The sequence below is a fragment of the Mucilaginibacter sp. 22184 genome, from assembly GCF_052045695.1.
GTDB lineage: Bacteria > Bacteroidota > Bacteroidia > Sphingobacteriales > Sphingobacteriaceae > Mucilaginibacter.
In genome coordinates, this window is sequence record NZ_JBQEPI010000007.1 from 25,443 (window position 1) to 39,506 (window position 14,064).

At 42.9% G+C, this 14,064-nt stretch carries 10 protein-coding genes; 8 read left to right on the forward strand and 2 right to left on the reverse strand.

All coding sequences use genetic code 11. From position 1 onward, the window contains the following. The first annotated feature begins 87 nt into the window (after positions 1–87). From odhB to ACTJKG_RS16010, 3 genes are all read left to right on the forward strand, one after another. Complete coding sequence (odhB, locus tag ACTJKG_RS16000) at positions 88–1,671, forward strand: 2-oxoglutarate dehydrogenase complex dihydrolipoyllysine-residue succinyltransferase (RefSeq protein WP_440739809.1); 1,584 nt, start codon at positions 88–90, stop codon at positions 1,669–1,671. A gap of 214 nt (positions 1,672–1,885) precedes the next feature. Continuing rightward, a complete protein-coding gene (locus ACTJKG_RS16005) occupies positions 1,886–2,761 on the forward strand; it encodes a DUF4349 domain-containing protein (protein WP_440739810.1) in 876 nt (291 codons plus the stop codon). A gap of 59 nt (positions 2,762–2,820) precedes the next feature. Next, the gene (locus ACTJKG_RS16010; protein ID WP_172337879.1) at positions 2,821–3,015 is read left to right on the forward strand and encodes a hypothetical protein; all 195 of its coding nucleotides are present in this window, start codon (positions 2,821–2,823) and stop codon (positions 3,013–3,015) included. 267 nt (positions 3,016–3,282) lie between these two features. Here ACTJKG_RS16010 and gldB read toward each other — a convergent pair whose 3' ends face one another. Next, positions 3,283–4,320, reverse strand: coding sequence for a gliding motility lipoprotein GldB (gene gldB / locus ACTJKG_RS16015; RefSeq protein ID WP_440739811.1), 1,038 nt, complete (start codon positions 4,318–4,320; stop codon positions 3,283–3,285). Positions 4,321–4,457: 137 nt separating this feature from the next. Here gldB and ACTJKG_RS16020 point away from each other — a divergent pair, with 137 nt between their 5' ends. After that, positions 4,458–6,107, forward strand: coding sequence for an NAD+ synthase (locus ACTJKG_RS16020; protein ID WP_440739812.1), 1,650 nt, complete (start codon positions 4,458–4,460; stop codon positions 6,105–6,107). Between the two features lie 393 nt (positions 6,108–6,500). Next, the gene (locus ACTJKG_RS16025; protein ID WP_440739813.1) at positions 6,501–10,244 is read left to right on the forward strand and encodes a S8 family serine peptidase; all 3,744 of its coding nucleotides are present in this window, start codon (positions 6,501–6,503) and stop codon (positions 10,242–10,244) included. 75 nt (positions 10,245–10,319) lie between these two features. On the opposite strand, the gene ACTJKG_RS16030 is transcribed toward ACTJKG_RS16025, so the two are convergent. Next, a complete protein-coding gene (locus tag ACTJKG_RS16030) occupies positions 10,320–10,814 on the reverse strand; it encodes a hypothetical protein (protein WP_172337883.1) in 495 nt (164 codons plus the stop codon). 242 nt (positions 10,815–11,056) lie between these two features. Here ACTJKG_RS16030 and ggt point away from each other — a divergent pair, with 242 nt between their 5' ends. The 3 genes from ggt to ACTJKG_RS16045 all read left to right on the forward strand — a co-directional run bounded on the left by ggt (position 11,057) and on the right by ACTJKG_RS16045 (position 13,990). Next, positions 11,057–12,769, forward strand: coding sequence for a gamma-glutamyltransferase (ggt, locus tag ACTJKG_RS16035; RefSeq protein WP_440739814.1), 1,713 nt, complete (start codon positions 11,057–11,059; stop codon positions 12,767–12,769). 137 nt (positions 12,770–12,906) lie between these two features. Further along, positions 12,907–13,338 (forward strand): MarR family winged helix-turn-helix transcriptional regulator, encoded by a 432-nt coding sequence (locus ACTJKG_RS16040; RefSeq protein WP_172337954.1) that lies wholly within the window; start codon positions 12,907–12,909, stop codon positions 13,336–13,338. 151 nt (positions 13,339–13,489) lie between these two features. After that, positions 13,490–13,990, forward strand: a complete 501-nt coding sequence (locus tag ACTJKG_RS16045) for an FKBP-type peptidyl-prolyl cis-trans isomerase (RefSeq protein ID WP_440739815.1) — start codon at positions 13,490–13,492, stop codon at positions 13,988–13,990. The last annotated feature ends 74 nt before the right edge of the window (positions 13,991–14,064 follow it).

The following is a 14,064-nucleotide window of genomic DNA, read 5'->3' on the forward strand; positions in this document are numbered from 1 at the left end:
GGTGCGGGTGTTAAGTTACCAACTATTTAAACGAACCTCGCAACAGGCAACCCGCAACTAAAAATATTAAATCTACAAAACTAAAATATGAGTTTAGCGATCAAAGTTCCGCCGGTAGGCGAATCAATAACAGAAGTAACCCTATCAAGCTGGAAGAAAAAAGATGGCGATCACGTGGAAATGGATGAGGTTATTGCCGAATTAGAATCAGACAAAGCCACTTTTGAATTGACTGCCGAAAAAGCAGGAACCCTAAAAACATTGGCCAATGAAGGTGATACCTTGGCTATTGGCGCTATTGTAGCCAATATTGAAGAAGGTGCCGGCGGCGCCGCTCCTGCAAAGGAAAGCGCTCCTGCAGCTCAACCACAGCCCGAAGTTGTGGCTAATGCACCCGCTCCGGCTCCGGTGGCCGCTGCTCCTGCGCCTGCCACAGGTGGATCTTTAGAAATTAAAGTGCCTACTGTAGGCGAATCGATAACAGAAGTTACTTTGTCACGCTGGATCAAAAAGGATGGCGATACTGTGGAAATGGATGAAGCACTGGCCGAACTTGAATCAGATAAAGCGACATTTGAATTAACCGCCGAAAAAGCCGGTGTGTTAAAAACTATAGCTAAAGAAGGCGATGTACTGCCTATCGGCGCGGTTGTTTGTACCATTGAAGGTTCGGGTGCTGCTGCTCAAACTACTCCGGTAACACCTGCTGTTGTAAGCGCTACTGATGAGTCGCCACGTGGTGGCGCACCAACTACGGCTGATGGCGCGGTAACCTATGCATCTGGTACCCCTTCACCTGCCGCTGCAAAAATACTGGCCGAAAAAGGTGTTGATCCTAAAGGTGTAAATGGCACCGGTGTTGATGGCCGTATCACAAAAGGTGATGCCCTAAACGCGCAAGCTGCACCGGCAAAACCTGCTGCCCAACCTGCTGCTTCGGCTCCTGCTGCTGCACCAGTAGTTGCCGGCGAAAGAAGCGAGAAACGCGAAAAAATGACCTCACTGCGTAAAACAGTGGCCAAACGTTTGGTGGCTGTTAAAAATGAGACGGCCATGCTTACTACCTTTAACGAGGTGGATATGCAGCCTATCATGGAACTGCGTGGTAAATACAAAGATAAATTTAAAGAGAAACATGGCGTTGGTTTAGGTTTCATGTCGTTCTTTACCAAAGCGGTTACCGAAGCTTTGAAAGATTGGCCTGCTGTTGGCGCCCGTATTGAAGGCGAAGAAGTAGTATATAGCAATTTTGCTGACATCTCTATCGCTGTATCGGCTCCAAAAGGCCTGGTAGTTCCGGTGATCCGTAATGCAGATAGCATGAGCCTGGCCGAAATTGAAAAGGAAATTGTGGTATTGGCCGGCAAAGCCCGTGAAAATAAACTAACTATTCCGGAAATGACAGGCGGTACATTCACCATCACCAACGGTGGTGTGTTTGGATCAATGATGTCAACCCCGATATTAAACTCGCCGCAATCGGCTATATTGGGTATGCACAACATCATTGAGCGCCCGGTTGCCATCAACGGACAAGTAGTTATCCGCCCAATGATGTACCTGGCATTATCTTATGACCACCGTATTATTGACGGTCGTGAGTCGGTAAGCTTCCTGGTACGTGTAAAACAATTACTAGAAGATCCAGCAAGATTATTATTAGGAGTTTAATTATTCCCTGTAATCATATTTAAAAAGCCTGGCTTATACCGGGCTTTTTTTGTTTGTCTGAATCAGAATTTACAGAATTTAAGAATTGACAAGATAACAGTGCAGTCCTATCATTCGGCTAATTCTTAAATTCTATAAATTCTTATTCAGACCACTAAGGGTTACCTAAATCCCTTTTTTGGTATCAATAGTAACCAAAAAAATTAACAACAACATGAAAACAAAAATTTTATTGCTGCCATTGGCGGCCGTCTTGCTGCTGGGCGCTTGTAAGGGTTCAGGTTCACATTATGAGGCCATTAATAACAGTAGTGCTGCTGATTCAGTAGCCTCTGCTACAGCGGATTCAGGTACTTCGCCCAAGTTGGTTAAAACTGCCGATATGCGTTTTAAAGTAAAAAATGTACAGCAAACAGCGGAGAAAATAACAACGCTAACGGCAAATAACAAGGGCATGGTGATGCATCACCAGATGGAATCAACAGTAAGGGACAGCAGAGATTTTCGGATCAGCGATGATTCCGTTAACCGCGTATCATCCTTTAATACTTCGGCCGATATGACCGTAAAAATACCTTCAGAACATTTGGAAGAGTTTATGACCGAAGTAGCGCATATGGGTATGTATGTTACCATGCGTAAAATGGATATTGAAGATAAGTCTCTCGATTTTTTATCCGCAAAGCTGAAACTGAACAGTCGGAAGGAGTTGGTAGATCAACAGAAAAAAGGCAAAGTCACGATCAAAAATCCGGTGAATGTTTTATTGCTAAAAGATGATATGGTTGATGGACAGATAGGTAACCTTAAAATTGATGACGCGGTAAAATATAGTATTGTTATGTTGAGCTTTTACCAAAGCAATACCATTCTTCAGGAACATATTGCGAATGATGACCCTTCGGCTTATAATTTACCTTTCTTCAGTAGGTTAGCCGGGTCATTTACCAATGGCTGGCAGCTTTTTATGGAAGCAATTTTGGCCATCGCTAATCTTTGGGTATTTATCCTGGCTGGTATAAGTGTCTTGCTATTGATCCGCTTTTATAGAAGAAAATATTCCATATTGCCTGATACAATAAAATCCTAAAAATTTGGTGGTAAATTCCGTAAACATTTCTATTTTTGCCCAACATTAAACAAAGTACCATGGATTCTACACAAAACGCTAATTCAGAACAACATTATAAAGTATTGGTTTTAGCTATCGTTATCGGCATGACAGGTGTTTTCATTCGTTTTGCTGGTGATGAAAATTCAACCTATTTTTCATGGATAGCCAACTTGTTACTTATTGTAGGTGTGGCAATCGGCTTAAGAACCGTTTTCAGGATCATCAAGTAATTAGCGGATCATAAGATATGTAAAAAGCGTCGCGGATTCCGTGACGCTTTTTTTTATGCCGCTCTGCCCCCTGAAGAAGGGAGAGTTTTTAGTTAACGCGTTTCACGGGGCCACCTACCGTTGTAGAATAAAATAAATCAGGTCATCCCGAATTTATTTCGGGATCCCACAAGCAAAGCCGTCGATATTAAGGATTACACCGTGCTGCAGGCCGTCTTGAGAGATCCTGAAACAGGTTCAGGATGACATACTTATACGCCAGGGGGCTTACTTAGGCCTGTACTTGGATTGATTCAGTATTTTCTGCGCGTCCTTTTCGGCCATTAATTGTGGCAGGGTAACTTCCGGGTGTTTGTCCATGTATTCCCTAACGATCTGCCAGCCGGTCCACACGGCCAGTTTTGGGGCCGACTCATTTTTTTCACCAAGGCCGGGAGTGAAGGGGGCCTCTGTAAAGTATTTCTGAATTTTAGGATAATCCGTTTCGTAAAGCAGGTTTTCTTCTAAAAAATATGCCCATATTTTCCCCTTAAAATCCTCGCACCATTTGAGTTGCTGGGTGGAATAGCCAATTTTGGTGGTATCACCAACCTCCGGCAGCATCTGATCCATAAAGTACATGATCTTGCCGTTGTACACCATCTTCTCCAGCATCGATTTATTGTTGTCGTCCTCCGGAAACATATCCTCGCGGGCGATACCTTCAACTACGCGCGGGGTAATATTTTCGGGCGTAAAATGCCTGGATAAATAATGCGGAAAGGCATTGGTAAGCGCAGGGTAAAACCGCGAATCGGCACCCAGGAACAGATCAAGTCCAACAGCAAAATAGCCATCGCCAATAGAAGTTTGCGCCTGGAAACCCGAAAAATAAGCATACACCTTGGGCAGCCTTTTTTGCGGATAGTAGTATTTGATGTATTTAAAAGCCTGTGTAAGACTGGCATTCTGCGCATCCATATTGGGGTAGGCGGCATCCACGTCATGTTTTAGGTCAATGTATGCCTTGCCTTTAAAAACTTCACGGAGCGTTTTAAAATAGGCCGTATCTGTGGTAGCGCCTGCCTGTAGTATACGACTGATAAAGTCCTGGTAAAAGGTGCCATATTTTTGTTGCAGGAATATAGCCTGAGTATTCATGGGTTTGGTACGCATGGCATCAAAATCCTGATCAAAACGCTCTACTTTAACTTCAACCGGAATATTACTTACATCGATCTTTTTGTTGCGCCCGCATGACGCGAATATCAGGGCGATGGAAAAAATTAAGTAAATTTGCTTTGCTTTGAGCCGGGGGTTTATCATCTTTATCCTTTGAGCAAAAATAATTTTTATTTGCATTAATACGTTACTATACAGTCTATGAATCCATCGGGAGTTGCTAATAAAAAAATAAATACAACTCACGATAGCTTCATCACCAAAAAAAATAAATATAATTGATGAAAATCGCATTAGCCCAGCTTAACTATCATATAGGTAATTTCGAATCAAACACAACCAAAATTATCGACCATATACACAAAGCCAAACAAAACGGTGCCGACCTGGTGGTGTTTGCCGAGTTGTGCGTTTCGGGCTATCCTTCACGTGATTTTTTGGAGTTTGATGAATTTATTGACCTGTGCGAAGATTCTGCCAAAAAGATAGCCGCGGTTTGTACCGATATAGCCTGCATCATAGGTTTACCAACCTATAATCATAAAGACGAAGGGAAAGATCTGAATAACTCTGCCTACTTCATCGAGAATGGCCAGGTAAAGGCTGTAGTGAATAAAGCACTGCTGCCTAACTATGATGTATTTGACGAGTATCGTTATTTTGAACCTTCCACGGAGTTTAACTGCATTGAATTTAAAGGCAAAAAAATAGCGCTGACCATTTGCGAGGATCTTTGGAATACCATCGAAAATCCGCTATATATCACCCGGCCAATGGATAGCCTCATCCATCAGCAGCCCGATGTAATGATCAACATTGCCGCGTCGCCATTTGCATACAATCATGATGAGGAACGCATTGCCATTTTGAGTGATAATGCCAGTCGCTATCATTTACCCCTGCTGTATGTAAACCAGATTGGCGCGCAAACGGAGCTTATATTTGACGGCGGATCATTGGTTTTTGATAATACCGGTGAGCTGATAGACGAACTGCCGTATTTTGAAGAAAATCTGGCATACTATACCTTAAATGATGATGCTTCGATAAGTTTCGATCACCCATCAACCGTAAAGGCCGAACGCCCCGCAGATATTGAGCAGATACACCAGGCTATCATACTGGGTATTCGTGATTATTTTCATAAATCGGGCTTTAAGCAGGCTATTCTCGGTTTGTCTGGTGGTATCGATTCTGCCGTGGTATGTGCCCTTGCTGCTGAAGCTTTGGGTGCGGAAAATGTGATGGCGGTATTGCTGCCTTCGCGTTTTTCTACCGATCACTCCTTAAAAGATGCTGAAGACCTGGTGAACAACCTGGGTTGTAAAAGCGAATTGGTGCCGATCAAAAACATCACCGAAGCCATTGAAACTGCGTTACATCCGCAGTTCAATAACCTGCCATTCAATATAGCCGAAGAGAATATACAATCGCGCAGCCGTGCCATATTGCTGATGGCTATGTGCAATAAGTTTGGCTATATCTTATTAAACACCAGTAATAAAAGCGAAGCCGCTGTAGGTTACGGCACTTTATATGGCGATATGTGCGGTGGGATATCGGTAATTGGTGATGTTTACAAAACACAGGTTTTTGAGCTTGCCCGTTACATCAATCGTAACCAGGAAATTATCCCCATCAATTCTATCATCAAACCACCATCGGCAGAACTCAGACCCGATCAAAAAGATACCGACTCGTTACCTGAATATGATATTCTGGACAAGATACTGGCCGAGTACATCGAGAATCGCCGTTCATCAAGCGATATCATCAAAATGGGTTATGACGAAGCTACTGTTCGCCGGGTGATCAGGCTAACTAACCTGGCCGAGCACAAACGTTATCAAACACCACCTATACTCCGGGTATCGCCAAAAGCATTTGGTATGGGCCGCAGGATGCCTATTGTAGGTAAGTATCTGTCATAATCATCCTTAGAAAAGCATGCCATTTTGTTACAAAAGTGGGTTTGCACTTTTTTGAGTAAATAGAATTTAAATAATTGATTATCAATTGTTTACATGAATGTTAACCCTGAAAAGTGTAAACCATGTAAACCCACTTTTTTGTCAATTTGGCCATCCATAAGCCAAAACCATAAATCAATTTGCGGTTAACATATCATCAGTGGTCCTAACAAGTGGGTTCGGCGAAAGCAGATGTAGCAGGCAGTACTCGCCCTGCCGATCATCAAAGTATATTATTAAGTTTCCATAGGTTTTGTTATATACAGATATTTAATACTCTTTAGTAGTTGAGCTTTAATAACTAAGGGAATATTTATAGATTTAGGGCTGTAAAAACGCCTATATCTCAGATCTATGAATAAATCTTACACAGCAATTTGTATATGCCTTTTATTGCTGTGTGCAACAGCCCGAACTTTTGCCCAACAAGTATTAGTAACTGATGCTAAGCGTGCCGAATTGTCCCGCTTTTCAAGCCAATTACGCAGCAGTTATGACGCCAGTCATCAACGGGCCTTATCATTAGCGGCAAGTAAGGGTTGGCAGGTACAGCGCCGTACCAGAAATGGTAACCTGGTGTCATTACAAGGTGTTAATGCTTTAGGTTTTCCTGTTTATCTCATCACGCATAATAATACTACATCGGCGGCTACAACGGGTACCAATGCCGTACAGCCTGGTGGTTCGCTCGGGCTTAGTTTGTCGGGTTCAAGTACCTTTTTGAATAATAAGCTGGCCATTTGGGATGGCGGCTCTGTATACACCGCCCATCAAGAATTTGCCGGTAAAAGTATCACTATTAAGGATGGTTCATCGGTACTTGATCATACCACTCACGTGGCGGGTACTATGATTGCCAGGGGAGTTTATGCCCCGGCCAAAGGTATGGCCTTTAATACGCCCACCCTGCAATCATATGATTACAATAATGACGTAGCCGAAATGAGCGCGGCAGCATCGGGTTTATTATTATCCAACCATTCCTATGGGGATGAAGCGGGCTGGAATTTTAATGATGCCAGTAACCGCTGGGAATGGTATGGTTTGCCCGGTGATTCGGTTGATTATACTTTTGGCTTTTATGACACCCGCGCCCAATCATGGGACAGAATAGCCTATAATGCGCCCTACTATCTCATTGTGGAATCGGCCGGTAACGCCCGCTCAAGCAATGGCCCTGCTGTGGGCGCTGATTACTATGGCTACAAAAGCAAAACCGACCAAACCCTGGTTGATAAAGGGCCACGGCCAGCCGGTATCAGCAATAATAATGGTTATGATATTATCAGCACCACCGGCAACGCTAAAAATATATTAACAGTGGGCGCTATAAACCCGTTACCATATGGGCCAAGTAGCCGGCAAGATATCAGCAGCGCTTTTTTTAGCAGCTGGGGCCCAACGGATGATGGCCGTATCAAACCTGATATTGTGGGTAATGGGGTAAATGTATTATCCGTAGGTGTAGCTAATCCTACTGCATACCTTACACTTTCCGGCACATCTATGGCGGCTCCCAATATTACCGGTTCCTTGTATCTGTTGCAGGAATATTACGCGCAAAAAAATAATGGCTCCTTCATGAAGGCGGCCACGTTAAAAGGATTGGTATGCCAAACCGCTTTTGATGCCGGTAACGTAGGTCCCGATTATATTTACGGTTGGGGTGTGCTGGATATGAAAAAAGCGGCCCAGGCTATAACTGATAACGGGACTAAGAGCCTCATTAGCGAAAATTCCCTGCAACAAGGGCAAACTCAAACATTTCATGTGGTAGCCTCGGGTAATGATGTTTTGGCGGCTACCATATCATGGACAGATCCTGAAGGGACACCCAGTGCCGATGGAACTATCAATAGCCGTACGCCAAAACTCATCAACGACCTTGATATCAAAATCAGCGATGGTACAAATACCTACAATGCCTGGGTACTCAACCCGGATGCGCCTGCCTCACCCGCTACTACCGGCGACAATATCAGGGATAATATAGAGCAGGTTTATATCACCAATACCACACCCGGAAAGAGTTATACCATCACCGTATCGCACAAAGGTACGCTGAAGCAAGGCCCGCAGGCATATTCGCTTATTGTTACCGGGGCTGGCGGCACGGCCTATTGCGCATCGGCTCCACTGTCTGATGCTGATTCGCGTATTGATAATTTGAAGCTGTCAAATATCAATAATACTCCTGCCGCCGGTTGCAAAAGTTATTCAGACTATACCAATTTAACCATTCAGTTGGAGCAGGCAAAAACCTATCCCTTGAACATTACTTTGGGCACCTGCGGCGGTAATTTTAATAAAGCCGCTAAAGTATTTGTGGATTGGAACGGCAATGGTGTTTTTGATGCGAATGAATTGGCTGCCACTACCGCTGTGATTAGTAGCACTGGAACGTTTAGCGGTAATATTAAGGTGCCTGGATCTGTAATACCAGGTAATTATAGCCTGATGCGTGTAGTACTAACCGAAACAAGTGATACCGCCACCATCAAAGCTTGTGGCAGCTATGCCAAAGGCGAAACACAAGATTACCGGGTACAATTTTTACAAACCAGTATTGACGCGGGTGTAGTGGCTATCGTTAACCCGGGCTCAAGCGGTTCATGTTCGGCAAGTTCGCCTGTTACCATCAGGCTTAAAAATTTTGGAAGCGCGTCTATCTCCAATATTCCGGTTACGGTTACTATTACCGCGCCGGATAATACCAAAACCACCTATACCGAAACCTATACAGCAACATTACAGCCCTTGGTTGAAGACAATTTTACTTTTAGCCAGCAGTTTAACGCTGTAGCAGGTGCTACTTATAATATAACTGCTACAAGTAACCTGGCCAATGATCCGGTTGTGGCCAACAATACGATAACCGCTACTGTAGCCATCAATACCCCCGCGGTAATTGGTAATCTTAGTGCTTATTACTGTACCGATAGTAAGCAGTATTTGTTATCCGGCTCTGGTGATGGTACTTTACTTTGGTATCAAAATATAAATGATGTTATACCGATAGCGTATGGTTCCGCCGCTATTACTGCGCAACCACCGGTAAACAATACATACTATGCAGGTATAAATGATTTTAAAGGCTCTGTAGGGCCTGCTACCAAAAGCGTTTTTACTGCAGGTGGCTATAACCAGTTTACCCCGGGAATGACAGTGAATACCAAGGTACCCATGGTTATTCAAAGCGCTCGTTTATACATTGGCAACTCCGGAAAAATAACATTCAATGTAAATAACAGTAACGGACAAACAGTATCAACCACAACTATTGATGCGCAGGCTACCCGAACTAACCCCCAACCAGGTGAACAAGCGGATGACCCCAATGACCAGGGAAAAGTATATGACCTTAACCTGGAACTGCCCGCAGCCGGCGATTATACCATATCGGCTGCGTTTGATGCCACGGCTACTATTTACAGGAGCAATGGAGGGGTGCAAGGCTATCCTTTCAGTATAGGGAATATATTTAGTATTACCGGTAATAATGCCACACCAGATGGGCCGCCAGATGCCAATTATTATAAAAACTTCTATTATTATTTTTATGATGTTAAGGTGCAAAGCCTCGGCTGTAAATCGGCAGCCCGGCAGCCTGTTAGTTTCTCCAAACCGGTTATAACACAAACCAATAATACGTTAAATTCAAATTTTGCCACAGGGAATCAGTGGTTTTTAAACGGTAAAGCGATAATTGGAGCTAAAGGAAAAACCTACGACCCATTGCAAAGTGGCGACTATCAGGTGGCGGATACTTTATCAGGTGGATGTGTGGCGATGTCTGATATTTATACCTATGCACGTACCGTTGAAAAGCCCGATGATGCTACAGAAATTGGTTTATCTGTATTTCCTGTGCCGGCAAGCACGCAGCTTAACGTGATTTTCTCGTCAAAAAACGCTGCCGATCTTAAATTATCATTGATCAACCCGGTTGGGCAAATGGTATATCTTGATGCACGATCAATACCACAAGGGAATTTCAGTAAAGTGATTGATGTTTCAAAACAGATACCGGGCATTTACATAGTAAAAGTACTGCTGGGGCAAAAGATATATGCCCGTAAAATTATAATTGGCAGATAATCATTACAGGTTTAACAACAAAATAAAAAGCCTCCTGTACAGGAGGCTTTTTATTTAAATGCCCTTTTGGCTATTTTAAAAAGTATATTTTAATCCCAGCCCTGGCGCTATATCAAAAAATGGACCCCGGGCCAGTTCAAGGCGTGGGTTAAGATCGAGACTGATGGCAATAGGGGCGGTTGGTATTTTGTATTCAAGGCCGAGTGTTGCATCGGCACCAATCAAAATATGTTTGCCATTATAGTATTCATCATCGCCGCCTATGCGTTTGTAATAGCCGCTGCCTACCGATCCCAGGTGGCCACCAAAGCCATAGTAAAAATTAAGCTTATCAACACCAAAGGCCTGCGAATGTAATTCATATAATCCCGTTACTACCACACCATGGTCACGTATACCGATAATACCCTCCAGTGCTGCGCTATTATCCATAAAATATTTTATAGATGGACCTACTTCGTAAGCGCCAAATTTTAACCCAACCGCTGTTTTGTAATCCTGTGCCTGTGAACGTTTTCCTATTAATAAGAACGAAACTGAGAAAAATAAAATGTAAGCTAATTTTTTCATGAAGTGATTTTAAGTTAATGAATTTGCTTATTGTGCTTGAAAAACGTCCTGTTTGTTGAGGCGGTTCAACTCGCACATATCCTGCAAATAAACGGCAGATTTAAAATTTTATGGCATTTTTATTAAAAAACTGTATCCGTTAAATTTTATCAGGCTGAAAATCAGTGTTAAATATTGATTACTCAAGAATGGTATTATACCCGCAAATGGATTATTTTAGTGAAATATCTCACCATGATAAAATGAATAATATAAACCTAAATAAGAGAATAAGCTTCAGCATGATTTTGGCGGCGTTGTTTTTTGTGCCATTAGGATGCGTACAAAAACGGCTGGTAACCAATACCCGGGGGGGATATTATAATGGCATGGTGGTGTGCGCGTACCCGGATGCGGCAAAAGTTGGGATTGATATACTCAAAAAAGGTGGTAACGCCGTTGACGCTGCAGTAGCTGTGCAGTTTGCCCTGGCCGTTAGCTATCCCGATGCAGGTAATATAGGTGGGGGAGGTTTTATGGTATATCGCTCCAAAACCGGTGAAACCAACACCCTTGATTTTAGAGAAAAAGGCCCGGCCGCGGCTAGTGCCAATATGTATCTTGACGCGGCAGGTAATGTGATACCCAATATGAGCCTGTACACGCACAAGGCATCTGGTATACCCGGCTCAGTTGATGGTATGGTACAGGCTCATCAAAAGTATGGTAAAATCAAATGGGCCGATCTGGTACAACCAGCCATCGACCTGGCTCGCAACGGCTTTAAGATAACCAAACCCTTTGCATATGAATTGAACCATCTAAAAGCGCAGATCGAAAAATTAAACCCCGGCAAAACTTATTTAATAAAGGATACCGAATGGCATGAAGGCGATATCCTGGTACAGGAGGATCTGGCTAAAACCCTGGAGCAAATACGCGATAAGGGCCGCGAAGGATTTTATGACGGCATAGTTGCCGACCAGATAGTTGCCGAAATGAAGACTGGCGACGGCCTGATATCCAAAGCCGACCTGCAAAATTATCATTCTGTTTGGCGCAAGGCCGTTATTGGAAACTATAAGGGATATAAAATTATTACCATGCCACCACCATCAAGCGGAGGCATTGCGTTGCTGCAATTGCTGCAATCGGTCGAAAAATATCCCTTAAAGAGATGGGGCTATAATCAGGATTCAACCGTAAGATTGATTGTTGAAGCCGAACGCCGGGTATATGCCGACCGTTCGAAATACTTTGGAGATCCTGATTTTTACAAAGTACCTGTTGACAGTTTGCTGAAACCCGCTTATATATCATCGCGCATGAGCAATTTTAGCTGGGATGCGGCCACGCCGAGCAGCAGTATACAGCCAGGCACTTTTGCTGGTTATGAAAGCGATCAAACCACCCATTATTCCATTGTTGACCATGAAGGTAATGCGGTATCCATCACTACAACCTTAAATGATAGCTATGGTTCCAAAATATTTGTGAAAGGAGCCGGCTTTTTACTAAACAATGAAATGGACGATTTTAGTTCGAAACCAGGCGTGCCCAATATGTACGGATTGGTAGGCGGGAAGGCTAACAGTATACAACCGGGCAAACGTATGCTATCATCAATGACACCCACTATTGTTGAAAAGGACGGTAAATTATTTATGGTAGTGGGCACTCCCGGAGGTTCAACTATTATAACTTCGGTTTTTCAAACCATCATTAATGTAATCGAATTTGGTCAGGATATGCAGCAGGCGGTAGCATCCAAACGTTTTCATCACCAATGGTTGCCTGATGAAATAGCTGCCGAAAAGGGAGCATTGGATAGCTTGACCACAATAAAATTGCAAAGCAAAGGATATAAAATAAACAACAGACGCGGTATTGGCCGGGTTGACGCCATTTTGAAAACCACGCAAGGTTACCAGGGAGGGGCAGACCCACGCGGAGATGATACAAAGCTGGGTTACTGAGTTTGCAGTTATTAGTGGGCAGTTTGCATGAATTAGTTTTATAGTTACAAATACTGTTTACTGCTAACTTAAAACTGCCAACTTAAATTTGCTTAATCAACAAGCATTTCTTACGTTTGGTATGCATGCAAAACAGCATTAAACATCAGGAAACGATTGACTATTTTTTAAAGATAGTATGGCAAACAGTTGCCAACCGGTATAACCAGTTGGTTACGGAATTTGGTATTACCCAGTCTATTGGCTACTTATTGATCAATATTGACGAAAAGGAAGGTACTACCGTTTCGCAGGCTGCGGCTTTGCTTGGTCTTAAATCAACCAGTTTATCCAGGATGCTTAGTCAGCTGGAAAAAACAGGGTTGATATACCGCGAATCAAACCAGGGTGATAAACGTTCTGTTAAAATATATTTAACTGAACTTGGAAAAGAAAAACGTCACCAGGCTCGTGCTATAGTAAAGCAATTTAATAATTATCTCGATTCTCACATCAGCGAGGCCGATAAGCAATACCTCACCGAAATGCTGAAGAAGATCAACAAGCTTACGCTGAACTATAAACCATAATTACATCCACACTTTTACCTTAAATTGAACGTTTTATTCAAAAATTAAGCCTTAAGTATAGGGCGATGGTGTGCTTATGGACCTATTAATTGTTAAAAAGTGTTAAGCTGCCGTTTTTCTATTATAAAAGAATAAATTTGCCTTTTGAAAAATGAACAGGACGCTGTTAGCTTTATTTGTTATTGTTATTGGTTTTGGCGCGTGCAAAAAGACCACCGATCCTTTGATTCATTATGATGAGCAGAAAGCTATCGATGATAAATTGATACAGGATTATTTGAAAGCGAATAACCTTACCGCCAAGCGTACGGATAATGATACTTCGGGGGTTTATTATATTATTAAGCCGGGTGAGGAAGGCGTAGGAAATGATCTATTCACCAGTTCAACTCAGGTTACCGTTGGGTATACCGGGCGGATACTGACATCACAGACAGTAATAGCGCAGACCAATGAATTTCATCCCTCATACCGGTTGAGCGATGTGATCAGGGGCTGGCAATTAGGTATACCGCTGATGAAAAAGAATGGTAAAATAAGGTTGTTTATACCATCGAGATATGCTTATGGACCTTATCCGCAGGATTCACTACATTTGCCGGCAAATTCGGTGCTTGATTTTGATATACAGTTGTATAACGTGATCAATTAAGATTAAAAAGAACTAAAGGGGTGGAAATGCAATTGAGCCCGAAAAATAAATAACTTAAATAGAGCCGGTTTTAT

Excerpts from the sequence above, each read along its gene's own strand:
- gldB (WP_440739811.1), bottom strand. The coding sequence starts at position 4,320 with ATGATAAACCCCCGGCTCAAAGCAAAGCAAATTTACTTAATTTTTTCC.
- ACTJKG_RS16020 (WP_440739812.1), top strand. The coding sequence starts at position 4,458 with ATGAAAATCGCATTAGCCCAGCTTAACTATCATATAGGTAATTTCGAA.
- odhB (WP_440739809.1), top strand. The coding sequence starts at position 88 with ATGAGTTTAGCGATCAAAGTTCCGCCGGTAGGCGAATCAATAACAGAA.
- ACTJKG_RS16005 (WP_440739810.1), top strand. The coding sequence starts at position 1,886 with ATGAAAACAAAAATTTTATTGCTGCCATTGGCGGCCGTCTTGCTGCTG.
- ACTJKG_RS16045 (WP_440739815.1), top strand. The coding sequence starts at position 13,490 with ATGAACAGGACGCTGTTAGCTTTATTTGTTATTGTTATTGGTTTTGGC.
- ACTJKG_RS16010 (WP_172337879.1), top strand. The coding sequence starts at position 2,821 with ATGGATTCTACACAAAACGCTAATTCAGAACAACATTATAAAGTATTG.
- ACTJKG_RS16025 (WP_440739813.1), top strand. The coding sequence starts at position 6,501 with ATGAATAAATCTTACACAGCAATTTGTATATGCCTTTTATTGCTGTGT.
- ggt (WP_440739814.1), top strand. The coding sequence starts at position 11,057 with ATGAATAATATAAACCTAAATAAGAGAATAAGCTTCAGCATGATTTTG.
- ACTJKG_RS16030 (WP_172337883.1), bottom strand. The coding sequence starts at position 10,814 with ATGAAAAAATTAGCTTACATTTTATTTTTCTCAGTTTCGTTCTTATTA.